The organism is Rhodovulum sp. HP10 (genome assembly GCF_047553435.1).
In the GTDB taxonomy this organism is placed as follows: domain Bacteria; phylum Pseudomonadota; class Alphaproteobacteria; order Rhodobacterales; family Rhodobacteraceae; genus Rhodovulum.
Map to the genome: position 1 here is coordinate 2,090,001 of NZ_CP180201.1, position 20,963 is coordinate 2,110,963.

Genomic DNA, 20,963 nt, shown 5'->3' on the forward strand with positions numbered 1-20,963 from the left:
CGACAAGGAGGGTGAGAGACCCTCCCGCCGAAAGTCCAAGGGTTCCTGCTTAAAGCTAATCTGAGCAGGGTAAGCCGGCCCCTAAGGCGAGGCTGAAAAGCGTAGCCGATGGGAACCACGTTAATATTCGTGGGCCAGGAGGATGTGACGGATCGCAGGTGTGGTGAGACCTTATCGGATTGGTCTTGCCGCTGAGCGGTTCCTGGAAATAGCCCTCCATCAGACCGTACCCTAAACCGACACAGGTGGACTGGTAGAGAATACCAAGGCGCTTGAGAGAACGATGTTGAAGGAACTCGGCAAAATGCCTCCGTAAGTTCGCGAGAAGGAGGCCCGGTTCGTGGGCAACCATGGGCCGGGGGCACAAACTAGGGGGTGGCGACTGTTTACTAAAAACACAGGGCTCTGCGAAGTCGCAAGACGACGTATAGGGTCTGACGCCTGCCCGGTGCCGGAAGGTTAAAAGGAGGGGTGCAAGCTCCGAATTGAAGCCCCGGTAAACGGCGGCCGTAACTATAACGGTCCTAAGGTAGCGAAATTCCTTGTCGGGTAAGTTCCGACCTGCACGAATGGCGTAACGACTTCCCCGCTGTCTCCAACATCGACTCAGCGAAATTGAATTGCCTGTCAAGATGCAGGCTTCCCGCGGTTAGACGGAAAGACCCCGTGCACCTTCACTACAGCTTCACACTGGCATCAGGCATGCGATGTGCAGGATAGGTGGTAGGCTTTGAAACCAGGACGCCAGTTCTGGTGGAGCCTCCCTTGAGATACCACCCTTCTCCTGCTTGATGTCTAACCGCGGTCCGTTATCCGGATCCGGGACCCTGTGTGGCGGGTAGTTTGACTGGGGCGGTCGCCTCCCAAATAGTAACGGAGGCGCGCGAAGGTTGGCTCAGAGCGGTCGGAAATCGCTCGTTGAGTGCAATGGCAGAAGCCAGCCTGACTGCAAGACTGACAAGTCGAGCAGAGACGAAAGTCGGCCATAGTGATCCGGTGGTCCCGAGTGGAAGGGCCATCGCTCAACGGATAAAAGGTACGCCGGGGATAACAGGCTGATACTGCCCAAGAGTCCATATCGACGGCAGTGTTTGGCACCTCGATGTCGGCTCATCTCATCCTGGGGCTGGAGCAGGTCCCAAGGGTACGGCTGTTCGCCGTTTAAAGAGGTACGTGAGCTGGGTTTAGAACGTCGTGAGACAGTTCGGTCCCTATCTTCCGTGGGTGTAGGATACTTGAGAGGAGTTGCCCCTAGTACGAGAGGACCGGGGTGAACGATCCACTGGTGGACCTGTTGTCGTGCCAACGGCAGTGCAGGGTAGCTATGATCGGACAGGATAACCGCTGAAGGCATCTAAGCGGGAAGCCCCCCTCAAAACAAGGTATCCCTTGAGGACCGTGGTAGACCACCACGTCGATAGGCCGGAGATGTAAGCGCAGCAATGCGTTCAGTTGACCGGTACTAATTGTCCGATAGGCTTGATTTGATCCAGTAATAGCCAAGCTATACTGCTCAAAAGCAACACATCCCCAGTGTACGCGACTTGGAATATGGCTCTTCCTCAGTTTGGTGGTCATAGCACGAGCAAAACACCCGGCTCCATTCCGAACCCGGCCGTTAAGTGCCGTCGCGCCGATGGTACTGCGTCTCAAGACGTGGGAGAGTAGGTCGCCGCCAAACCTAGAAAGAGCCATATAACTCTCAATACGATATCTCGTCCCAATACCAGTAAACCAATGGGACGAAACCCCTGTGCACTCAAAAGCACAGTATTGGCGCGGGGTGGAGCAGCCCGGTAGCTCGTCAGGCTCATAACCTGAAGGTCGTAGGTTCAAATCCTACCCCCGCAACCATAGTCACTTGCCTCACGCCCGCGCTAACACCGCGGGCGTTGGCATTTTGAAACATCCCATTGCCGCACAACGACAAAATCGACCCAAGCTCCCCATACAGCTCAATCACATGCCCGTGAGCTACCCCCCGAAATTCGGACAGTGACGTAAGCTACGATTTGCAGTCTGCTGATCTTCGACGAGAAGGAGATCAGAGATGTCGAAACGCAAGCAGCACGCGCCTGAGTTCAAGGCGAAGGTCGCGCTGGAAGCCCTGAAGGGTGAAGAGACGGCGGCCGAGCTGGCGAGCCGGTTCGGAGTGCATCCGACGATGATCCATCAATGGAAGCGCGCCCTGCTCGAAGGCGCGTCCGGCGTGTTCGAGCGCGGCGGCCGCAAGAGACCCGAGATCGACGAGGAGCAGGTGAAGGAGCTCCACGCCAAGATCGGGGAGCTGGCGGTGGCCAACTCTTTTTTGGAACGAAAGCTGAAGCCCTGGGGCGGGAAGTGAGGCGCGGTATGATCGAGCCTGACCATCCTCAGCTGTCCATCGGTCAGCAGTGCAGGCTGCTGTCGATTGCGCGCTCGTCCTATTACTACGAGCCGAAGGGAGAGACCGCACAGAACCTCGGCCTGATGCGGCAGATCGACGAGCAGTTCCTGGAGACGCCGTTCTTCGGTGTCCGCCAGATGACCTGGCACCTGCGCAATGACGGGCATCTCGTGAACGAGAAGCGAATACGCCGGCTAATGCGCCTCATGGGGCTGATGCCGATTTACCAGAAGCCCAACACGAGCAGGCCGGCGAAAGGACACAAGACCTATCCTTACCTTCTGAAAGGGCTGCACGTGGATCGTCCGAACCAGGTCTGGTGCTCGGACATCACCTACCTGCCCATGCGCCGCGGGTTCCTATACCTCATAGCGATCATGGACTGGCACACGCGCAAGGTTCTATCCTGGCGGATCTCGAACACCCTGGAGGCCGACTTCTGCGTCGAAGCACTGAGCGAGGCCATCCACAAGTTCGGCCCGCCCGAGATCATGAACACGGATCAGGGCAGCCAGTTCACGTCCTTCGCCTGGACCGACCGGCTCCGCCGATCCGGTGTGCGCATCTCGATGGATGGGAAAGGCCGATTCCTCGACAACATCTTCATCGAGCGGCTGTGGCGAACCCTGAAATACGAATGCGTCTACCTGCATGCCTGGGAGACCGGATCAGAGACGAAAGGGGCTATCCGGAAATGGATGACCTTCTACAACCACCAGCGTCCTCACTCAGCCCTCGGCGGCAAGCCACCGGCGCTGGTTTATTGGCAGAGAAATGATATCAACAAACCCGATCAGCAGGTGCAAAGAGTAGCTTAAATTACGCCAGATACTGTCCAACCGATGGGGAGTAGCTCAGGGGACACCTTCGGGCGCAACGTATGTGGAGCAGGCCTGCCCTTGTCCCGCCCCTCAGGCCGCATGTGCCAGACCTGAATGTCTCAGAAGCTCCATGAATGCGTGATCGGCAATACCGCCGAGGACAGGACAGTGAGCGCAGGGTCAGCGGTTTCCGCCATGCGTTGCGGGAGCCAGAGCTTGCCATCGCCCTTGGATGGGCTTTGCCCGTACATCGCCTGAATTCCTGACCGAACGCGGTCGCCCGTCAATATCCTGCCCGCACCACCCCGTCTTCGCTGCGCTACGACGCGCCGTGTTGGACATGACAGCCGCCCTTCTCCGTTCGGCCTTGCGGAATGGCATGAACGAGCCAACCCCAAACCAAAGGAGAAGCAAAATGGCTGATACCCTTAACAAACAACAGAAAACCTCGCCCCGCGCACCCGACTTCCTCGCTTGGTACGTCACGCAAAAGGGCGACAAGTCCTACTGGAACAAGGTCGGTGCGGCTTGGGCGCACAAGGACAGCGCGGGCTACACCATCCAGCTCGAAGTGGTGCCCATCAATGGCCGCATCGTTCTTCGCCAGCCCATCGAAGACCCGAGAGAGCCCGCAACCGAACAGGAGGGGGCATGAACGCCCCCTTCACCATCCAGATCGTGTGGCGCGGCATCGCCATCCGGGTGGATTATCATGCCCGCCGCTGGAACGGCCCGTGTGACCATGTCGAAATCACATCCGACAACCGCGTGCCGCTGCCCGTCACCGAAACCGGCTATCGCTCGCACTTTCTGCCTGCCGGGGTCGTGACGCCCGACACGCTCGAAGCACAAGTCACAGCATGGCTGGACGAAGAAGCCGCTAAACCGGAATGGCAGCACTACCAAGAGGCCTCGCGCCAGATGACGCTCTTCTAGAGCGTCATCATTGCCCCCTATCCATTCTTCTCATGAAATTCATCCGCCCAGCCTTCATAGCCCATCGGCGGCATGTCGCTGGGCGTGGATAGCCCGTTGCGAAAGCGGGCACACTCGTTCTCTCAGAGCCGGAACCAGAGGATATGGGCAATGGTGTAGTCGTCGTGGTTCAACTCGTCGGCGTCAATGACCCAATCGGCAATACGGATATCCGTGTTGGCTTCAAGGAAATCGGCGTAAGCCCAGGTCGATGCAGGCAGGAATATCAGTTCTTCGGCGCCAGAGGCGTTCGGATAAGAGCGCCCTTCGGGCTCATAGTAAGGGTGGTTTGGGGTCTTGTGGCGCAGCGCGTGCATGTAATCTTTGTGATCCATGCCCACAGGATAACAAAGAAGCGCCTTGCGGCGCTTCAGGAAGATAATCCTAGATATCGTGACCATGCCCCTTGTCGGGTTTCCTTGCGGCTATCGGCTTGAACAGCCCCTTGAGCTTGCCGCCTTCGCCGAGCGTGAAACGGGGCTTCTCACTGGTGGTCTGGCTTTTCGACGGCAGATTGCGCCTGATACCGGCCATGCCGGGCGGGGCAAGGTTTGGCGCCGGTTTTCGTACCCAGGACGGCGGCGGCATGTCGTGCGAGCCATTGTCCTTGTCCCTGAGCGTTGTGTTCTTTTGGGGAGGCAGGGATGACCCTGCCTCCAGGTTGAACGGGTTCTTCGGGGTCTTCTCGGGCATGGGGAAATCCCCTCCTCTGATGGCCTAGAACGGGATTTCCCCGTCGGGGTTGTCGAAATCCGGCGGCGGATTCATGAAGAGCGCCTCATAGGCGAACTCGTCGAGCAAAGTCTGGAGGATGCCCGCGACCGCCACGGCATAGTGGGCATAGAGGTCGCGGCTTTCGGTGATCCCGTACCAGATCGACTCGACATTGGCGTCCGTCAGCGGCATGCCCGCCAGCTTCGCCGCCTTCATGAAATCCTCGGGCGAGAGCAACAGGGTCACTTCCGCGCCGAGAAGCCGGTTGCAAACGTGGTGTTCCACGGCAAATCCTCCGTTTCGAATTGCGGCATAACGGTGGGTTTCCAGGGCGTGCTGAGCGATGTCGTTGCAGCCTTGGCGCGGAGATCGACGCCCTTGGCCTTGAGCGCCGGGTCTTCGAACCACGGCTCGCGGCGCGCGATGATCGGGTTGGCGTTTTCAATGAAGAGCAGTTGTTTGCGTTCATGCAGCCGCATCAGCTCGTCGGGATAGGCCAGCTTGCGCTTGGCCGCTGCCCGCGTGTCGGTCTCGGTGGTCGAATCCGAACTGCTCAGACCGCTGCCGCCCGAGCTTGTGCCGACCGTCCGCGCAATCGCCGAGCTGAAATTCCACACGGTGGTCTCGCCGCAGAGCGCCGAGAAATACTCCGCCGTCGTGCGATCCGTGCTCCCGAAATACTGCACCACCCCCGAATTACCGATGAAGGTTTCCCAGCCATCGCCATAGACGCGCTTGAGCTGGCTGAGGTCTTGCACGATGCCCCAGAGCTGCATGCCAAAGCCTGCCATCAGCCCATATGGGCCGCGATCTCTTCGGCCATCGCCGCGATACCGGCCCTGTTGCCGTGCAGGCTGGCGATGCCGGGCCTCCGGTCATGGACCGGTCCGCCCGGCAGCTCGGGCGGGCTTGCCCTGGGCAGCCTGCCCTCGGGATCACACGGCGCGATGATGCTGCCCGCGACGGTGGCGTACCGCCAGTCCTGCCTGCGCACCCTCGGTCGGTGCGCATCGGTCAGACGCGCGCTCCGGCAGATTGTCGGGAAGTCCTGGACCAGAGCCCTTCGAGCAGGAAGGCCTCGGGGCTGGAGATGCAGCATTCGCTCCGGCCGACGGACGGGACCGGCCTGGCCGGTGATCCGCCCGAGGCCGAACCAGCCTCGGGCGATGCCGACGATCTCTCGGCTCGGGACAGGCGACCGGGACCGTCTTGGCTGCCGTGACCCGGATGGTCTCAGACATCGGCGATACAGACCTGTCGCTGGATGCCAAGCCCGTCGACGCCCAACTCGACCCGGTCGCCGGGCTTCAGATAACGCGGCGGGGTCATGCCGAGACCGACGCCCGGAGGCGTGCCGGTCGAGATGATGTCGCCCGGCTCGAGCGTCATGAACCGGCTCAGATAGCTGATCAGGTGGGCAACGCCGAAGACCATGGTCCGGGTCGAACCGTTCTGCACCTTCTCGCCGTTCACGCAGAGCCAGAGCCCCAGCTCCTGCGGGTCGCCCGCCTCGTCCGGAGTGACAAGCCAGGGTCCGATCTGCCCGAAATTGTCACAGGACTTGCCCTTGACCCATTGCCCGCCGCGCTCGGTCTGGAACGCCCGCTCGGATACGTCGTTGACGACGCAATAGCCCGCGACATGGTCCAGCGCCGCCTCCTCGGAGACGTATTTCGCGTGCTTGCCGATCACGACGCCCAGCTCCACTTCCCAGTCGGTCTTTTCCGAGCCGCGCGGAATGATGATCGGGTCGTCGGGACCGCAGATCGCGCTGGTGGCCTTCATGAAAAGCACCGGCTCCTCGGGCACGGCCATGCCGCTTTCGGCGGCGTGATCGGCATAGTTCAGACCGATGCCCATGAACTTGCGCGTGCCCGCGACGCAGGCGCCGATCCGGGGAGAGCCCTCGACGACCGGCAGGGTCGAGATGTCGATATCGGCGAACCGTCCGAGATTGCCCAGCACCTCGCCGCCAAGATCGCCGATCAGCCCGGACAGATCGCGGATCTTGCCATCGGCATCGAGAAGGCCGGGGCGTTCATTGCCACGCGGGCCATAGCGCAGGAATTTCATGTCTCTCTCTCTCCTCGTCTTCCGGATCGGCCGGGGCCGTTTGCGGATAATGCGCGCCGCTTTCCGGCGCAGAGCCCTTCCGGGCCGACGTCCCGGTCAGACCATCAACCGGCCATCATTCACATACAAGGGGGACCCGTGATGTCCCCGGCCCGGCGGCAAAGCAAAAGCGCGGTCCGCCCGGCCAGTTCGCCGAAGGCGGCATAGCGTCCGGTCTGGATCGTCCGGCGGACGTCTGGAAGCTGCTTTTCGGTGATGCCGCTGCGCCGGATCGCCCGCACCGGGCGCCACCGCGTCGAGGATCACGCCAGGGGCCGCGCCCCGATTCCGGCCAGAGATTTCATCGGCGCGGCCATGTCCATCGCAGGGGCGGTCGGGGCGTGCAGCCTGCCGCTGAAGGCGCCATGGCTGGTGCAAGGCGAGATCCGGCCTGCGCCACAGGCCTGCCCCGGCGCCGGCGCGGCCCGGGCCCGATCTGGTTGGCCGAGGCTCTCAGTTCGATCTTGCTTGCGATCACCCTGTCGGGCGGGCGGTGCTTCGGCAGGCCCGCGCAATTGAGCAGGCCCGTGAAGCGGGGCATCGGCATCCGGCGCCGCGACCAGTGCCTGGCTGGCCGCGAAATCGGCCGGATCGGGCCGTTCGGTCCCGGGTGACCGGCCGGGCCCGGCTTTTCGGGACCGGTCGGGCCGCTTATCATCCTGCGGTCCGGCAGGCCCACGGACGTCCTCGGCCCGGCTGCTCGGATCGATTTCAACGCAGCTTCGCCGCTGTCCCGGCCATGATCGATCAGCCGGCCCACAGAGTGCGCGGGCGGAGCGGAGCCGATCTTGCCGTCATCGCCATTGCGGGTGATGGTATTGTCGAATTCTTGCTCCGCTCCCTTCGGCATGTCGGTCGCGAGAAGGCCCGGAACGAAGTCATGCCACCGGATGCGCCCGGCACCATGATCGTCGTCAACCGACCATCGGCTTCGATCATGCCCGGGCCTCGAAGACCGGCAGGCCGGATCAGGGCCCGCATTCCTCGGCCGACCCGTCGCGCTTCGCCATGCGGACCGTCACGGCGCATGCGCCTGCGGCCGCCGCTGGTCCTTCCGGTCGGGATCTATTCTCGGCCAGGGACAGGTTTTGTCATTTCCGTCGCATGAGAAAAGCCGAAGACGATACTCAGCGGACCGAGCGACATGGCCGATGTCTCGGTAACCTCCCTCTTTCATAGCGCGCGCGCTCGGAGGGTGGTGTCGATGACATCCAGCCCTACGCGCCGGAGATCCGAACGTACGGCAAGGTCCTCGATGGCGATCAGCAGCGCCTTTCCGATGCCGTGCCCGCGGGCGCCGGGCTCCATGAAGATCCCGTCCGTGAGCAAGGTATCCTCGACACAGTCCGCTCCGGAAATCCGATCAAAAGACCGCGGTCGCCCGCCCGTAAACGGCGGCAAGGTCCTGAAACCCACCGCTGACGAAGGCCCCTTCGGGGGAGCTGTGGCCGGCCACGCCGGGAAAACCGCCCTCTGCCGACACCGCACTGATGGCATGGGGCGGGTCGGGAACAGGTTCGATGAACGCGACCAACCTGGTCTTCGGGCCGAGCGGGTAGCGAAGCTTTCGCGAGACGGCATGCCAATATCCCTGCGCGGCGCAGTCCCGATGTTCTGGCCTCAGGCCGTGTTGGATGCGAAAAGATCGAAACGGCCGGTCTGCGCTCAAGGCGACGTTTCCCTGTCCGGAGCGGAAATGGACATCTTTCAGGGGATTTCAGTGAGGGTTCGTTTTCGGGTCATTGTCGCTGCGGTGGTTGCCATCGTGGTCGCGCTGGGCCTCGTGGTCTGGCGTCTGGCGTCTGGCGTCTGGCGTCTGGCGTCTGGCGTCTGGCCGATCAGGATCTCGGGTGGCGCGGCAGCGAGCCCTTCGATTTCGTCTCTGGCGGGACCGCCATCACGGGCACCCTGTGGCTGCCGGATGACGCGCCCCAGGCGGCGATCGTGCTTGTCCATGGCGACGGGACACAGGATCGAAGCTCTGCCGGGGGATATGCGCCCCTTATCAACGCGTTTCTCGATCATGACATCGCCGTGGCCGCGTGGGACAAGCCCGGCGTCGGGACGTCCGGGGCGAACTGGCTGGATCAGTCCATGGCCGACCGCACCGATGAAACCCGCGCAGCATTCGGGAAGTTGCGCATGCGTTTCGACGTGATCGCCGTCGGGGCGGCTGTGTCCTGGCATGACCAGGGAGACTACTACACCCGTGTCCGGCTGGGCAGGGAGGGCATGGACCGGGAGGCCATCGCGTAGGTCATCGAGGACCAGCACCGGGCCGAGGACCGTACCTTCGGGCCCGAGGCCAAGGCCAGCGATGCCCCCGAGGGCATGACGACCGACCGCTGGCAGTTCCTCCGGCGAAATCACTCTGCCGATGCGCGCGGGGGGCTTGGCCGGCTCGATCTGCCGTTGCTGGCAATCTGGGGACAGGACGACCTGAATGTGGATGCCAGCCGCAATGCTGCTATCTACAGAGAGATCCTGGCCGGGCGGGAAGACGGGACCCGGATCGTCCTATGGCCAAAGGCAACGCATGGCTTGTTGAAGTCCGCTGCCTATAACTGGCAACTGACGCAAGACTGGTCGCTGTTTGCGAAGCTGCGTTTCGTCCTGGAGGGGCGCCATGCCTACGCCCCGGGCATTCTGGATACGATAATGGGCTGGATAGAGGACCGGAGCCGGGACGGCAAAGCGTCATAGCGGCGGGTCTGCCAGCTTGCGCGCCCGGGGCCTCCGGGCTCGGGGCCCGCTTTGGCCGCCAAATCCGCATGACCGGCAGACCGAGCAGAACCTCGGCGCTCTTGCCGATCCCGGTCTTGGGCGCGCCGGGCAAGCGTGGATCTTAGCAGCCTGCTGACAAACGCCATCAAGCGCCAGATCTGGTCGATCTCATCGACCTTTGGCTCAGGCGATAACTCTCAGATCAACGAGATTGCGCCGGAATGGGGCATATATCCACCGCGCCAGTCGAGCCGGGACTTTTTCTGCAACCCGTTAAGGCGCTGGCCTCCCATCAATCCTGTCCCGATGGTGGGCTTCCCGCAGCTGTGCGCCATCCGTCTTGTCGGGCCGTTCGACGCAGCCCATGTGCCAGATCCCGCATCGATTCCCGCCGGCATTCAGGCGTTTCCGGGGATGCGGGCACTCGGGGATGCCGTCTCAGAGCGTCGCATTCAGGAAGGCGATCACGTCGCGCTCTAGGGTGCGGTGGATTGCCGGCCTGTCGATGCCGGGCCGATCCTTGCAGATCAGCGCAGCCTCCCCGACGATGCCTTCCGGGCAGGGATCGACGAAGGTGAAATGGGTTCCGGGCAGAAGGATCTGTTGCGGGGCACGCGGCAGATCGCTGGCGAGCGCAATCGCATTGGCCGCTGATCGCATGTAGATATCCTCCTGCGGCCGAAACAGAAGCACCGGGATCTTCACCGCGGCAAGGCCGCTGGCATCGAACATGACCGCGAGCGGATCGAGAAGCACCAGCGCCTTGAGACGAGGCTCGGAGGGGGCCGACCAGGCGGCAAGTTTCTCCGAGGGGCCGATAAAGGCATCGTTGGCGGGGCCGCAGGATCCGGTATCGTCGCGCCCCTCTCCGGCGCAATAGGCCGCCGCATGGGCGAAGTCGGGCTTGGCCCCGGCGAGGATGAGGCCGGTATACCCGCCCGCGGAATAGCCGATCATGCCGATGCGGGCGGGGTCGGCATGAGCGGCCAGGCGTTCATCCTTCAGGGCCGCGTCGAGCGCCGCGATCGCCTGGGCGGGGCGACTTGTCAGGATCTCCGTCTGGCCGGTTGCGGGAGGCTGGCCTGCGGCGTCCCCGATATGGGTCGGGGCGATCACGATGAAGCCCGCCCGGGCAAGCTGCGCCGCCAACTCACGATGGCTCAGAGGCCCGCCATTATGGCCATGAGACAGCAAGACCACCGGAAAGCGCCCCTCTGCGACGGGCGCCTCCCGCGTCGCGTCGATCTCGAAAGGGCCCGCCTGCCAGGACATCTCGGGAAGCGCGGTCGGATACCAGATGACGGCACTGGCCTGTCCGCCGGCCGTCGTGAAGGCGCTTCGCGCAACGCCTGCGTGATAGGGGCCAGCCATTGCGGCCACCGAGATCCCCATGATCGTCAGCATGGCGAGGGCGGCAAGGCGGAGGGCACGGAACATGGCGTCAATCCTGCAAGCTGTCGGCAGCATGACATGCCATTCGTCCCCCGGTGGCGCCAGCACATTTCGACGTCAGGGCCCGCCGGGCAATGACGGCAGCGGCACTGAGCTGCCCGCGGCATGGCGGTCGGGCTATTGCCGGAAAAGTTGCTCGACCTCGGCGATCTGATCCCTGACGACGTCGAAGAACACCCGCGAGAAGATCTCGGCACCCGGGCTGCGGGCATGGGCGGGAAAGATCGCGGAGAACCGGAACTCGATGGCCGGAAGGAAGGGTTTCACGGCGATCTTCCCGGGATCCATCGCCATGACCGAGAAGATGTCGGCGACGGAAATACCCAGCCCGGCCGAGACATAGCTTGGAACGGTGTTCGAATAGAGGGTCTGGACGGTACGGCCGGGCTGAACGCCCGCGGCCTCCATCGAGGCCTCGATCTGCATCCGCAAGAGGCTGCTGATGCCCAGCGAAATGAAGGGCTGCCCAGCCAGATCCTCGACCGAGACGCTGTCCTGACGGGCCAGCGGATGGTCGCGCGGCAGCAGGCAGATCGCCGAGGAAACCGGCATTTCGACATGGTCGATATCGGCGCGCTCGGGCGGTACGCGGCAGAGGCCGACCGAGAATTCATCATGCTGTAGGGCGTCGAGAATATGGACGGAATTGTCGGAATGGATGAAGAAATCGGTCTGGGGCTGGCTGATGCGAAAGCGGCGGATGGCCTCGGGCAGGGCGCCCGATGACAGTGTCGACATGGCAGCGATGCGCAACCGGCCATCCTGTTTCTCGCGCATCTGCCGGGCATTGTCGCGGATACGCTCCATCGATTCGAAATATTTCTCGACCTCGCGGAACAGCGCGATGGCCTCGGCGGTCGGCCGGACGCTCGACCATTTCCGGACGAAAAGCACCAGCCCCAGATCGGCCTCGAGATCGCGTATCAGCCGGGTCACTGCGGGTTGGCTGACATGCAGGATGCGGCCCGCCGCGGTCATGCTGCCGCTGATCATCACGGCACGAAAAGCCAGCATCTGTCGGTGGTTGAGCGATCGCACCAGCGTCTCCTTCCGGCGTCTTCCGCAGGCGCGGGGCCCTTTGGCAGGCAAACATGGCCGGGCATTTCCCGCAAGGGCATAACTTTTCCTGATGGCATATTCCAAAATTCGATTCGCCAGAGCGCGCGCTGTCTCACTACCATTGCCGCCAGACCATGCGTTCGAGGAAGGAATAGCTACGTGCCCGATATCATTGGTGAATATGTCGACCGGTTGGTGACTGTCGAAATGCGCAACCGCGGCATGAACCACAATATCATCGCCCCGATCTATGCCGAGGCGCGGCGCGAGGGCGGCGGACGCCCGATCACGGCGCGTGCGGCCGAGGCGCTGGTCGAACATGTCGGCGAAGGCGATGTCGTGCTGATCGTGACCGGTGCGGGCTACCTGCCCGAAGTGCCCCATGGCGAAAGCGACGGACCGCCCGGCGCGGTGTCGCTGGCCCGGGCGCTTTACTGGGGTCTGAAGGCGGTTCCGGTCTATGTTTCGGAAGTCTGCCATGCGCCGCCGATCAAGGCCTCGTCCGAGGCGGCCGGGCTGATGGTGCGCGATTACGATCTGGCCAAGGGCCGGCGCATGGGGGCAGCCCAGGTCACCGCGCCCGAGGATCAGGCGGCGGTCGATGACTGGGCGCGCGATCTGCTGGAGCGGATGCAGCCCAAGGCGATCATCGCGATCGAGCGTCTGGGGCCGAACGAGACCGGCATCGTGCATTACTCGACCGGCGTCGCGCCCAAGAACTGCATCAATGTCGCGCCGCTCTTCGATCAGGCCGCCGACAAGGGCGTGCTGAGCATCGGTGTCGGCGACAATGGCAACGAGATCGGCTTCGGGCGGATCCATGCCTTCATGCAGGATTTCCACCCCTATGGGCGCGAAACCCAGACCGACAAGCCGGGCGGCGCCATCACCGTGACGCCGACCGACATCTTCCTGCCCGCCTCGATCTCGAACTGGGGCGCCTATGGCATCGCCGCGATGCTGGGCTTCCTGCTGAAGGACAAGGAGCTGGTGCAGGATCCCGAAACCGAGAAGCGCATGATCCGCGCTTGCCTCGACGCGGGCGGCTGGGAGATGCGCTACTGCACCTCGCGCTTCATCGTCGACGGCGCCGAGGGCGAAAGCTCGATGGCCATCGTCCAGTTGCTGCGCGACATGGTGCGGCTGAACATTGCCCCCCCCGACCGTGGGCTCTCCCACGGCAAGATGAAAGAAGCGGCAGGATAAGCCGCCCGCTGTCGGCCTTGCCCTTTCCCCCGGGGCAAGGCCGTTCCCTTTCCGACAGAGAGAGATCAGACACATGACCATGCTTTCCAGACTCTTCGGCGCCGCGGCGCTAGCCGGGCTTGCGCCGCTGGCCGTGCAGGCCGGCGATCTGCCCGCCACCGAGCTTTCCGTGATCGGCTCGCCCGTCAACTCGCCGAACTGGACCAATGTGCTGAAGCCGTTCTGGACCGAGACCGTGCCGGCCGACAGCGAGGGGCAGGTGAGGGCCAAGGCCGTGAGCATGACCGATCTGGGCGTGAAGGGCCCCGAGCTGATGCGGCTGGCAGGTGCGGGCATCGCCGACATCGTCGCCGGCAGCACCACGCTGATCTCGGGCGAGCTGCCGGAAAACGACTCGATCGATCTGGCCGGGCTGGCGCAGGATATCGACACGCTGCAACAGGTGATCGGCGCCTACCGCCCGGTGCTGGAAGAGCGCTATCGCGACCGGCTCGGCGTGGTGCCGCTGGGCTTCTGGCCGACCGGCGCCCAGGTTCTGTGGTGCGCGACCCCGGTCGAGGGGCTGGACGATCTTGCCGGCAAGAAGGTCCGCGTCTTCTCGACCACGACCTCGTCGTTGACCGCCGCGCTGGGCGCGACGCCCGTGACCATGGCCTTCAACGAGGTCGTGCCCGCCCTGCAGCGCGGCGTGATCGACTGTGCCTTCACCGGCGCCAATTCCGGCAACAATGCCAAATGGACCGATGTCACGACCCATCTCGTCGACCTGACCGTGGGCTGGGGCGTCAATTTCATCGTTGCCAATTCCCGGAAATGGGACGGGCTCGACCCGGCGGTGCAGAGCTTCCTGCGCGATGAGATCCGCGACCGGCTCGAGCCCGCGGGCTGGGAAATGGCCCGTGTCGCGACGCAGCAGGGCATCTGGTGTTCGGTCGGCGACGAGCGTTGCGAGCCCGAGGCGACCGCGCCGCGCAACCTGATAAAGGCCGATCTGACCCTGGTCGAGCTGAGCGATGAGGACAATGCGCGCCTGCGCCGGATCGTTGCCGAGAAGGTGATGCCGGAATTCACCCGGGCCTGCGGCGCGGAATGCGTGGCGCGCTGGAACGACACGGTCGGCCAGGTCGTCGATATCCAGCTCGATCCGGCGAGGTAAGCGGGTGGAGGCCCCGCTGATCTCCCGCAAGCTGGCCCGGCTTGCCCGTTTCGCGGCCATCGGCAGCGGTCTGCTGCTGCTGGCATCGGCGGGGCTGATGACCGCCGAGATCCTGATGCGGAGGCTGTTTCACCACAGCCTCGTCGGTGTCGACGAACTGGCCGGTTACGCCTTCGCCGTCGCCATGGCCTGGGGCTTTGCCCATGCGCTGTTCATGCGCGCCCATATCCGCGTCGATCTGGTCTATCTGCGCCTGCCCGCCCGGGTGCAGCGCTGGCTGGACGTGCTGGCGCTGGGGGCTTTCGCGGGCATCATCGGCATTGTCGTGTCCCATGCCTGGGGCACGCTGGCCGAGTCGCTCAGGCTGGGCGCACGCGCCAGCACGCCTCTTGCCACGCCGCTATGGATGCCGCAGTCGGCCTGGCTGGCGGGGCTGATCTTCTTCCTGATCTGCCTGATCGCGCTTCTCTTCGACCTGGTGCGGGCGCTTGCCCGCGGCGACCGGGATCTGGCGGCCGAGCTCGGCGCCTCGGACTCTGGCCCGCGGGGACGCTGACATGGGTATCGCACTTCTTCTTCTGTTCCTTCTGATCGCGCTGGGCCTGCCGATTGCCGCGGTGCTGGGCTGGCTTGCGGTGCTGCTCGACTGGCTGCTGTCGCCCTTCCCGCTGCAACGTGCCTTCGGCGAGATCGCCTGGTCGCACAGCATCGAATTCACCCTGATCGCGATCCCGATGTTCATCATGATGGGCGAGATCCTGCTGCGCTCGGGCATGGCCGACCGGATGTATGGCGGCGTATCGGCCTGGCTCGGCTGGCTGCCGGGCGGCTTGATGCATGCCAATATCGGCGCCAGCGCGCTGTTTGCGGCGACCTCGGGGTCGAGCGTCGCGACGGCGGCGACCATCGGCACCACCGCGATGCCGCAGGTCGACCGCCATGGCTACAGCGAGCGGCTGTTTCTGGGCAGCCTCGCCGCGGGCGGCACGCTCGGCATCCTGATCCCGCCCTCGATCAACATGATCATCTACGGCTTCCTGACCGATACCTCGGTGCCGCGGCTGTTCATGGCCGGTCTGGTCCCGGGCATCGTGCTGGCGGCGATCTTCTCGCTGACGATCCTGGTGCTCTGCATTCTCCGCCCCTCGCTCGATGGCGACCGCACGCCGCCCACGGCCCGGGCCCTGCTCGGCAGCCTGTCGGATCTCGCGCCGCCGCTCGGGTTGTTCGGGCTGGTGATCGGGTCGATCTATGCCGGCTGGGCGACGCCCACGGAGGCCGCCTCGGTGGGCGTCATTGCCTCGCTGGCGCTGACCGCGCTGTACCGGCGGCTGAACTGGCCGATGCTGGTCGCGGTCTTCATCGGCACCGTCCGCACCTCGTCGATGATGATCCTGATCACGCTTCTGGCCTTCCTTCTGAACTTCGTCATCGGCGCGACCGGCATGGCCGCCACGGTGAACCAGCTTGTCGGCAATCTGAACTGGAGCCCGCTGGCCACGATGCTGGCGATCCTCGGGGTCTATCTGGTGCTGGGCATGTTCATGGACACGCTGGCGATGATCGTGCTGACGATCCCGATCGTCACGCCGATCGTGGTGGGCCTTGGCTATGACCCGATCTGGTTCGGGGTGATGATGGTCCTGATCGCCGAGACCTCGGTTCTGACGCCCCCCATCGGCATGCTCTGCTATGTCGTGCATGGCGTGCGGGGCCGGGGCGAGCTGACCGATGTCTTCATCGGCGTGACCCCGTTCATCCTCGCGCTGATGGGGATGATCGCGCTGATGCTCGCGGCACCTCAGCTTGCGCTCTGGCTGCCCGAGTTGATGTTCTAGCAGGGACATGATCGCACCGCGGGGGCGTTCCGGGCGAGGCCCGGGGCGCCCCCGCTGTCGCGAGGCGGGGGGGCGAAGACCCGGAAGGCCGTTTCGGGGCTGGCGGGGATGGTCCGGCCTGCGCCGCCGCCGCTCTTGCGGCTTTGCTGCCTTGGCCTGTGGCGGGTCCTGGCTCCGCCAGGGGTGCGCGACCGGATCCCGCGCGGGGCCTCACCTCGGGCACAGGCTTGGCGATGCCTTTGAGCGTTCCGTAACCGGGCAGACCGGACGGATCCGGCCTCGGGCCCATGTGTCACAGCAGCACCATCACCCCGGCCAGCACCACCCCCGCGATGAACAGTGTCTCGAGGAAGATCAGCACCACCGATTGCGGCGGGACCGAGAGGATGCGCTTGAGGTCGGTCTTCATGCCGACGGCTGCAATCGCGGTCAGCATGGCCCATTTCGACAACGCCCAGAGCAGCGCCTGCAGCGCGGCCGGGATCCAGCCCAGCGAGTTGATCAGGGCGAGGATCAGGAAGGCGATGACGAAGCCCGGCAGGACCGGCGGACGTTTCGCCCCCGACCGGTCCTGGGCCCCTGCACCGCGCAGCGCCAGGGTCAGGATCAGTACGAAGGGTGCCAGCATCGAGACCCGGATCAGCTTGAGCGTGGTCGCGGTCTCGCCGACCGTGTCGGACACCGAGAAGCCCGCGCCGACCACCTGCGCGACGTCATGGATGGTCCCCCCGAGAAAGACGCCCGATTGAAGGTCGCTGAGCCCCAGAAGCGTCGCGATCACCGGGTAAAGCACCATCGCCACGGTTGACAGAAGCGTGACCCCGAAGACGGTAAAGCTGAGATTGCGTTCCGACAGCTCGTTCTTGGGCAGCACGGCGGCGATGGCCATGGCGGCCGAGGCGCCGCAGATCGAGACCGCGCCCGCCGTCAGGATCGCCAGCCGCCAGCCTCGCCCCAGCATCCGGGCGGCAAGCCAGCCGAAGCCCATGGTCGCGGCCAGCGCGCCGATGACAAGGCCGACCACCGGCAGGCCGAGCTCGGTGAAAAGCTCGAAGCTGATCCGCGCGCCCAGAAGCGCCACGCCGATCCGCAGCACGGTCCGGGCCGCGAGCCCGATCCCGGCGGCGCAGCGGTCGCCATCCTCGACCAGGAAATGCAGCGACAGCCCCAGCAGCAGCGCCATCAGCATGGCCGGGGCGCCGTAATGGTCGGACAGGAACTGCGCGGCCAACGCGGCCAGTCCGCAGACCAGAAGGCCGGGCCAGAGCGCATCCGCGCGGCCGAGGATGCCACGGAGACGGGGCATCGTGGCAGGGTGATCGGTCATGGGACGGGTCAATCCTTTCTGGTCTGTCGCGGTCAGAAGATCAGGCCGCCGGGGAGCGGCACCGACAGCGCCTCGCGAAAGCCGATGGTGAAGACGACGATCACGGCGGCGACGCTGAGCGCCAGAAGGCCCCAGCCCCTGAGGCTGCGGTTGTTGTGTTCCGAACTCAGCATCAGCCCCAGCGCCATCGCGATCCCGGCCGTGGCAAAGCCCAGAACGGGCGCCAGCGCGATACCCCCGGCCATCGAGGCCACAACGCCCGCGCGCCGCCCGGTCGAGCCATAGCTGCGGTCCTCGACCACGCGGCGGGTCAGCAGCGTTTCCAGCGCCGCGAGGCCGCAAAGCACCAGCATCCCGGTGGCGATGGTGCGGGGGAAGACGGCGGCCTCGGGGTTCAGGCTCGCGCATTGCCAGAGCGCCACGCCCGCGACGGCGGCCATGACGCCGATGCCCGCCAGATCGCGCAGGATCGCGGCCGGATCGGCCGGTTCGCGCTTGTCCGAAGGGCCGGGCAGGGCAGTGCCGCGCCGGCGCAGCAGCCGGGTCAGGGCCGGCAGGAACGGGTAGACAAAGCTCAGCAGCGTCAGCGCGATGATGACCAGCGAAAGCGGCCGCCCGAAGAACTGGCCCCAGACATTGCCCATGGCATCGCCGATGGTCCAGCTCTGCACGAAGCCCTCTTCGGCGATGCGTCCGAGGATCAGGCCCAGCACGATGGGCGAGACCGAGAAGCCGCGGCGGTTGGCGATCCAGCCGACCACGCCAAGCGCCAGCATGATGCCGACATCGGACAGGCTGTTGCGGATGGCGAAGCTGCCGATGATGGTCATGAACGCCACGACCGGCACCAGCCCCGCCTTCGGCGCCCGCACGATCGAGCGATAGGCGAAACGGCCGATCAGCAGCCCGACCGGCAGCATCAGCAGCGTCGCGAGGAACAGCCCGAAGATGAAGGTGTAGACGATGCTCGAGCCGTCCGAGAACAGCGTGGGTCCGGTCCGGACGCCCTGCACCAGCAGCGCCCCGAGGATCACCGCATCGGGCGGCGTGCCCGGAATGCCCAGCACCAAGGTCGGGATGAAGCCGCCGCCGACTGTGGCGTTGTTGGCGCTTTCGGTGGCGACGATGCCGCCGGGATTGCCCTCGCCATAGGCGGGCGCGCGGCGGTCGGTGCGGCGGGCCTCGGAATAGGCCACGAGCCCGGCGATCGAGCCGCCCGCGCCGGGCAGCGCGCCGACGAGGGTGCCGATGACAGAACTGCGGATGACATTTACCTTGTGCCGCATCAGGGTCGAAAACGCCTCGGGCAGGCGGAAGCCGCGGGTGCCGCCGCTGTCTTCCTTGAGATGGCGCCCCGAGGTCGCGGCCAGCTCGATCAGCACCGGCACGCAGTAAAGCCCGATCAGCGCCGAGACCGTCTCGATGCCGCCCAGAAGGGTGTTCGAGCCGAAGGTGAAGCGGACCTCGGCCGAGGTTTCGGAAATGCCGACCATGGCGATCAGGATGCCGAAGGCGGCGCCGATCAGCCCTTTCAGGAAGTCGCGGGTGCTGAGCGCCGCGATCAGCGACAGGCCGAAGATCGCCAGCCAGAAATACTCGACCGGGCCGAAGGCCAGCGCGGCCTCGGCCAGCGGCGGGGCCAGCAGCAAGAGCGCGGCGGCCCCGACGATGCCGCCCACCAGCGAGGACAGGCAGGCGATGGTCACCGCCAGATCGCCATCGCCGCGCTTGGCCATCGGGTAGCCGTCGAAGGTGGTGCCGATGGCCGAGGGCGTGCCGGGGGTGTTCAGCAGGATGGCGGCATAGGCGCCGCCATAGATCGCGCCCGTGTAGATCGCGCCCAGCAGGATCAGCGCGCTTTCGGGCGGCATGCCGAAGGTCAGCGGCACCAGCACGGCGACGGCCATGGTCGCGGTCAGGCCCGGAACCGAGCCGATGATGGTGCCCGCCGCGACGCCCGCAAGCGCCAGCAGAAGGTTGAGCGGCGTCAGGGCCGCAAGGAAGAAGTCCAGCATGATCGGGGTCCGTGAGCGGAGGGGAGGAGCGCGGGAGCGGGGCCCGCGCAATCAGCGGCAGAGCGGGACGGGATGCCCGCGACGGGCGCCGGCCCCGCTCTGCCGGACGATCAGTCGATCACGCCGGCGGCTCTGGCGGCGGGGATGTATTCCTCGGCCCGCGCCTTCATCCAGGCATCCATCTCGGGGCCGTAGGGCACGTCGATCAGGGCGAACCCGCCATCGATCATCTTCTGCCGGAATTCGGGATCGGCATTGATCGCGGCGATGGCGTCCGAGACCGCCTGCCGGGTTTCCTCGGGCGTGTCCTTCGGCACGGCGACGCCGCGATAGGCGCCCGAGACGATGTCATAGCCAAGCTCGCGGAAGGTCGGCACGTCGGGGAAGGCGGGGTGGCGTTCCTCCATCGCGACCGCCAGCATCCGCACCTTGTCGCCCTGACCGCCGCCCACGGTGGTATAGCCCCATTCGGCGCTGACCTGCCCGCCCAGCATGGCGGTGACGGCCGCGCCGGTGCCCTTGAACGAGACATAGGTGGTCTCGATCCCGGCCAGCTCGTCGAAACGGACCGAGACCAGATGGTTCGCCGTGCCCTTGCCCGAGCCCGAGAAGGTGATCTTCCGGGGGTTTTCCTTCGCTGCCGCGATCAGGTCGTCGAGGCTCTGATAAGGGCTGTCGGCCCGCACCACGATGGCGTCGGGCGTGTAGTGGAACATGTAGGCATTGACGATGTCATCGGTCTCGAAGCCGACATTGCCCTGCAGCGGCTTGACGATGGTATGGGGCAGGTTCACCCCCATGATGACCGAGCCGTCCGCCGCCATGCCGTTGAGCTGCGACCAGCCCACCGCGCCGCCGCCGCCGGGCTTGTAGGAGACGATCATCTGTTCGCCGTAGAGCTTCTCGAAATAGGGCTGCTGCAGCCGCGCGGTGATGTCGGATTCCCCGCCCGGCCCGAAGGGGATGATGTATTCCACCTGGCCCGGCGGGAAGTCCCCGGCGCTGGCGGGTGCGGCGAACAGCGCGGCGGCGATGGCGGTCGCGACGGCGTGAAGCGTGAATTTGGTCATGTCGTTCTCCTCCCAAAGAAACTCCGCACCCGGCAGGCGGGACGCGGTCGATATGGCCGGCCGGGGTTCTGGCCCCCGTGCTCTGTTGGTCTTGGGTGTCGGGGGAAG

General features: G+C 65.0%; 23 protein-coding genes, 1 tRNA gene and 2 rRNA genes (1 of these 26 only partly in view). 13 read left to right on the top strand and 13 right to left on the bottom strand.

Annotated features, from left to right (window positions below; genetic code table 11):
• From ACK8CO_RS09795 to ACK8CO_RS09820, 6 genes are all read left to right on the top strand, one after another.
• A 23S ribosomal RNA gene (locus ACK8CO_RS09795) occupies nt 1-1,487 on the top strand; it begins 1,373 nt to the left of the window's first position.
• Between the two features lie 79 nt (nt 1,488-1,566).
• Nucleotides 1,567-1,681 (top strand): 5S ribosomal RNA (gene rrf / locus ACK8CO_RS09800).
• A 96-nt stretch (nt 1,682-1,777) separates the two neighbouring features.
• A tRNA-Met gene (locus tag ACK8CO_RS09805) sits at nt 1,778-1,854 on the top strand.
• A gap of 196 nt (nt 1,855-2,050) precedes the next feature.
• A protein-coding gene (locus ACK8CO_RS09810) for an IS3 family transposase (protein ID WP_414896501.1) occupies nt 2,051-3,204 on the top strand; the annotation gives its coding sequence in 2 pieces (ribosomal slippage) (nt 2,051-2,303 and nt 2,303-3,204; 1,155 coding nt in all).
• Nucleotides 3,205-3,622: 418 nt separating this feature from the next.
• Entirely contained in the window at nt 3,623-3,862 is a 240-nt protein-coding gene (locus ACK8CO_RS09815) for a hypothetical protein (RefSeq protein WP_414896502.1), read from the top strand.
• Nucleotides 3,859-4,143: a hypothetical protein gene (locus ACK8CO_RS09820; protein ID WP_414896503.1), complete on the top strand. Its 285-nt coding sequence runs from the start codon at nt 3,859-3,861 to the stop codon at nt 4,141-4,143. Before ACK8CO_RS09815 ends, ACK8CO_RS09820 begins: the two co-directional genes overlap by 4 nt.
• 122 nt (nt 4,144-4,265) lie before the next feature.
• On the opposite strand, the gene ACK8CO_RS09825 is transcribed toward ACK8CO_RS09820, so the two are convergent.
• The 8 genes from ACK8CO_RS09825 to ACK8CO_RS09860 all read right to left on the bottom strand — a co-directional run bounded on the left by ACK8CO_RS09825 (nt 4,266) and on the right by ACK8CO_RS09860 (nt 8,677).
• Nucleotides 4,266-4,583 carry a hypothetical protein gene (locus tag ACK8CO_RS09825; protein WP_414896504.1) on the bottom strand — a complete coding sequence of 106 codons (318 nt, stop codon included), beginning with the start codon at nt 4,581-4,583 and terminating at the stop codon, nt 4,266-4,268.
• Nucleotides 4,567-4,875: a hypothetical protein gene (locus ACK8CO_RS09830; RefSeq protein WP_414896505.1), complete on the bottom strand. Its 309-nt coding sequence runs from the start codon at nt 4,873-4,875 to the stop codon at nt 4,567-4,569. Before ACK8CO_RS09830 ends, ACK8CO_RS09825 begins: the two co-directional genes overlap by 17 nt.
• 24 nt (nt 4,876-4,899) lie before the next feature.
• Nucleotides 4,900-5,181 carry a hypothetical protein gene (locus tag ACK8CO_RS09835; RefSeq protein ID WP_414896506.1) on the bottom strand — a complete coding sequence of 94 codons (282 nt, stop codon included), beginning with the start codon at nt 5,179-5,181 and terminating at the stop codon, nt 4,900-4,902.
• Nucleotides 5,139-5,687: a type IV secretory system conjugative DNA transfer family protein gene (locus ACK8CO_RS09840; protein ID WP_414896507.1), complete on the bottom strand. Its 549-nt coding sequence runs from the start codon at nt 5,685-5,687 to the stop codon at nt 5,139-5,141. Before ACK8CO_RS09840 ends, ACK8CO_RS09835 begins: the two co-directional genes overlap by 43 nt.
• A complete protein-coding gene (locus tag ACK8CO_RS09845; protein WP_414896508.1) occupies nt 5,687-5,890 on the bottom strand; it encodes a hypothetical protein in 204 nt (67 codons plus the stop codon). Before ACK8CO_RS09845 ends, ACK8CO_RS09840 begins: the two co-directional genes overlap by 1 nt.
• A gap of 239 nt (nt 5,891-6,129) precedes the next feature.
• A complete protein-coding gene (locus ACK8CO_RS09850) occupies nt 6,130-6,969 on the bottom strand; it encodes a fumarylacetoacetate hydrolase family protein (protein ID WP_080617829.1) in 840 nt (279 codons plus the stop codon).
• A gap of 1,212 nt (nt 6,970-8,181) precedes the next feature.
• Nucleotides 8,182-8,316, bottom strand: coding sequence for a GNAT family N-acetyltransferase (locus tag ACK8CO_RS09855; protein WP_414896509.1), 135 nt, complete (start codon nt 8,314-8,316; stop codon nt 8,182-8,184).
• Nucleotides 8,317-8,371: 55 nt separating this feature from the next.
• Nucleotides 8,372-8,677 carry a hypothetical protein gene (locus tag ACK8CO_RS09860; RefSeq protein WP_414896510.1) on the bottom strand — a complete coding sequence of 102 codons (306 nt, stop codon included), beginning with the start codon at nt 8,675-8,677 and terminating at the stop codon, nt 8,372-8,374.
• Nucleotides 8,678-8,952: 275 nt separating this feature from the next.
• Between ACK8CO_RS09860 and ACK8CO_RS09865 the strand changes: the two genes are divergently transcribed.
• From ACK8CO_RS09865 to ACK8CO_RS09875, 3 genes are all read left to right on the top strand, one after another.
• Complete coding sequence (locus ACK8CO_RS09865; protein ID WP_414896511.1) at nt 8,953-9,264, top strand: hypothetical protein; 312 nt, start codon at nt 8,953-8,955, stop codon at nt 9,262-9,264.
• 75 nt (nt 9,265-9,339) lie between these two features.
• Nucleotides 9,340-9,711 carry a hypothetical protein gene (locus tag ACK8CO_RS09870; protein WP_414896512.1) on the top strand — a complete coding sequence of 124 codons (372 nt, stop codon included), beginning with the start codon at nt 9,340-9,342 and terminating at the stop codon, nt 9,709-9,711.
• A gap of 135 nt (nt 9,712-9,846) precedes the next feature.
• Complete coding sequence (locus tag ACK8CO_RS09875; protein ID WP_414896513.1) at nt 9,847-10,212, top strand: hypothetical protein; 366 nt, start codon at nt 9,847-9,849, stop codon at nt 10,210-10,212.
• Here the strand turns inward: ACK8CO_RS09875 and ACK8CO_RS09880 are convergent.
• Both ACK8CO_RS09880 and ACK8CO_RS09885 read right to left on the bottom strand, forming a co-directional pair.
• Complete coding sequence (locus ACK8CO_RS09880) at nt 10,171-11,169, bottom strand: alpha/beta hydrolase family protein (protein ID WP_414896514.1); 999 nt, start codon at nt 11,167-11,169, stop codon at nt 10,171-10,173. The genes ACK8CO_RS09875 and ACK8CO_RS09880 overlap by 42 nt on opposite strands.
• Before the next feature lie 132 nt (nt 11,170-11,301).
• Nucleotides 11,302-12,222: a LysR family transcriptional regulator gene (locus ACK8CO_RS09885; protein ID WP_414896515.1), complete on the bottom strand. Its 921-nt coding sequence runs from the start codon at nt 12,220-12,222 to the stop codon at nt 11,302-11,304.
• A gap of 180 nt (nt 12,223-12,402) precedes the next feature.
• On the opposite strand from ACK8CO_RS09885, the gene ACK8CO_RS09890 reads away from it, so the two are divergent.
• The 4 genes from ACK8CO_RS09890 (at nt 12,403) to ACK8CO_RS09905 (ending at nt 16,443) form a co-directional block, all read left to right on the top strand.
• Complete coding sequence (locus tag ACK8CO_RS09890; RefSeq protein WP_414896516.1) at nt 12,403-13,449, top strand: glutamate cyclase domain-containing protein; 1,047 nt, start codon at nt 12,403-12,405, stop codon at nt 13,447-13,449.
• Nucleotides 13,450-13,522: 73 nt separating this feature from the next.
• Nucleotides 13,523-14,605: a TRAP transporter substrate-binding protein gene (locus tag ACK8CO_RS09895; RefSeq protein WP_414896517.1), complete on the top strand. Its 1,083-nt coding sequence runs from the start codon at nt 13,523-13,525 to the stop codon at nt 14,603-14,605.
• A gap of 4 nt (nt 14,606-14,609) precedes the next feature.
• The gene (locus tag ACK8CO_RS09900) at nt 14,610-15,161 is read left to right on the top strand and encodes a TRAP transporter small permease subunit (RefSeq protein WP_414896518.1); all 552 of its coding nucleotides are present in this window, start codon (nt 14,610-14,612) and stop codon (nt 15,159-15,161) included.
• 1 nt (nt 15,162) lies between these two features.
• A complete protein-coding gene (locus ACK8CO_RS09905; RefSeq protein ID WP_414896519.1) occupies nt 15,163-16,443 on the top strand; it encodes a TRAP transporter large permease in 1,281 nt (426 codons plus the stop codon).
• Between the two features lie 292 nt (nt 16,444-16,735).
• Here the strand turns inward: ACK8CO_RS09905 and ACK8CO_RS09910 are convergent, their stop codons facing one another.
• The 3 genes from ACK8CO_RS09910 to ACK8CO_RS09920 form a co-directional block, all read right to left on the bottom strand.
• Entirely contained in the window at nt 16,736-17,770 is a 1,035-nt protein-coding gene (locus tag ACK8CO_RS09910; protein WP_414896520.1) for a YeiH family protein, read from the bottom strand.
• 32 nt (nt 17,771-17,802) lie between these two features.
• Complete coding sequence (locus ACK8CO_RS09915) at nt 17,803-19,785, bottom strand: tripartite tricarboxylate transporter permease (protein ID WP_414896521.1); 1,983 nt, start codon at nt 19,783-19,785, stop codon at nt 17,803-17,805.
• A gap of 110 nt (nt 19,786-19,895) precedes the next feature.
• Nucleotides 19,896-20,855 (bottom strand): tripartite tricarboxylate transporter substrate binding protein, encoded by a 960-nt coding sequence (locus ACK8CO_RS09920; RefSeq protein WP_414896522.1) that lies wholly within the window; start codon nt 20,853-20,855, stop codon nt 19,896-19,898.
• Between the last annotated feature and the right edge of the window lie 108 nt (nt 20,856-20,963).

Excerpts from the sequence above, each read along its gene's own strand:
- ACK8CO_RS09815 (WP_414896502.1), top strand. The coding sequence starts at position 3,623 with ATGGCTGATACCCTTAACAAACAACAGAAAACCTCGCCCCGCGCACCC.
- ACK8CO_RS09820 (WP_414896503.1), top strand. The coding sequence starts at position 3,859 with ATGAACGCCCCCTTCACCATCCAGATCGTGTGGCGCGGCATCGCCATC.
- ACK8CO_RS09825 (WP_414896504.1), bottom strand. The coding sequence starts at position 4,583 with ATGGTCACGATATCTAGGATTATCTTCCTGAAGCGCCGCAAGGCGCTT.
- ACK8CO_RS09830 (WP_414896505.1), bottom strand. The coding sequence starts at position 4,875 with ATGCCCGAGAAGACCCCGAAGAACCCGTTCAACCTGGAGGCAGGGTCA.
- ACK8CO_RS09840 (WP_414896507.1), bottom strand. The coding sequence starts at position 5,687 with ATGGCAGGCTTTGGCATGCAGCTCTGGGGCATCGTGCAAGACCTCAGC.
- ACK8CO_RS09850 (WP_080617829.1), bottom strand. The coding sequence starts at position 6,969 with ATGAAATTCCTGCGCTATGGCCCGCGTGGCAATGAACGCCCCGGCCTT.
- ACK8CO_RS09855 (WP_414896509.1), bottom strand. The coding sequence starts at position 8,316 with ATGGAGCCCGGCGCCCGCGGGCACGGCATCGGAAAGGCGCTGCTGATC.
- ACK8CO_RS09870 (WP_414896512.1), top strand. The coding sequence starts at position 9,340 with ATGACGACCGACCGCTGGCAGTTCCTCCGGCGAAATCACTCTGCCGAT.
- ACK8CO_RS09880 (WP_414896514.1), bottom strand. The coding sequence starts at position 11,169 with ATGTTCCGTGCCCTCCGCCTTGCCGCCCTCGCCATGCTGACGATCATG.
- ACK8CO_RS09895 (WP_414896517.1), top strand. The coding sequence starts at position 13,523 with ATGACCATGCTTTCCAGACTCTTCGGCGCCGCGGCGCTAGCCGGGCTT.
- ACK8CO_RS09905 (WP_414896519.1), top strand. The coding sequence starts at position 15,163 with ATGGGTATCGCACTTCTTCTTCTGTTCCTTCTGATCGCGCTGGGCCTG.
- ACK8CO_RS09910 (WP_414896520.1), bottom strand. The coding sequence starts at position 17,770 with ATGACCGATCACCCTGCCACGATGCCCCGTCTCCGTGGCATCCTCGGC.
- ACK8CO_RS09915 (WP_414896521.1), bottom strand. The coding sequence starts at position 19,785 with ATGCTGGACTTCTTCCTTGCGGCCCTGACGCCGCTCAACCTTCTGCTG.
- ACK8CO_RS09920 (WP_414896522.1), bottom strand. The coding sequence starts at position 20,855 with ATGACCAAATTCACGCTTCACGCCGTCGCGACCGCCATCGCCGCCGCG.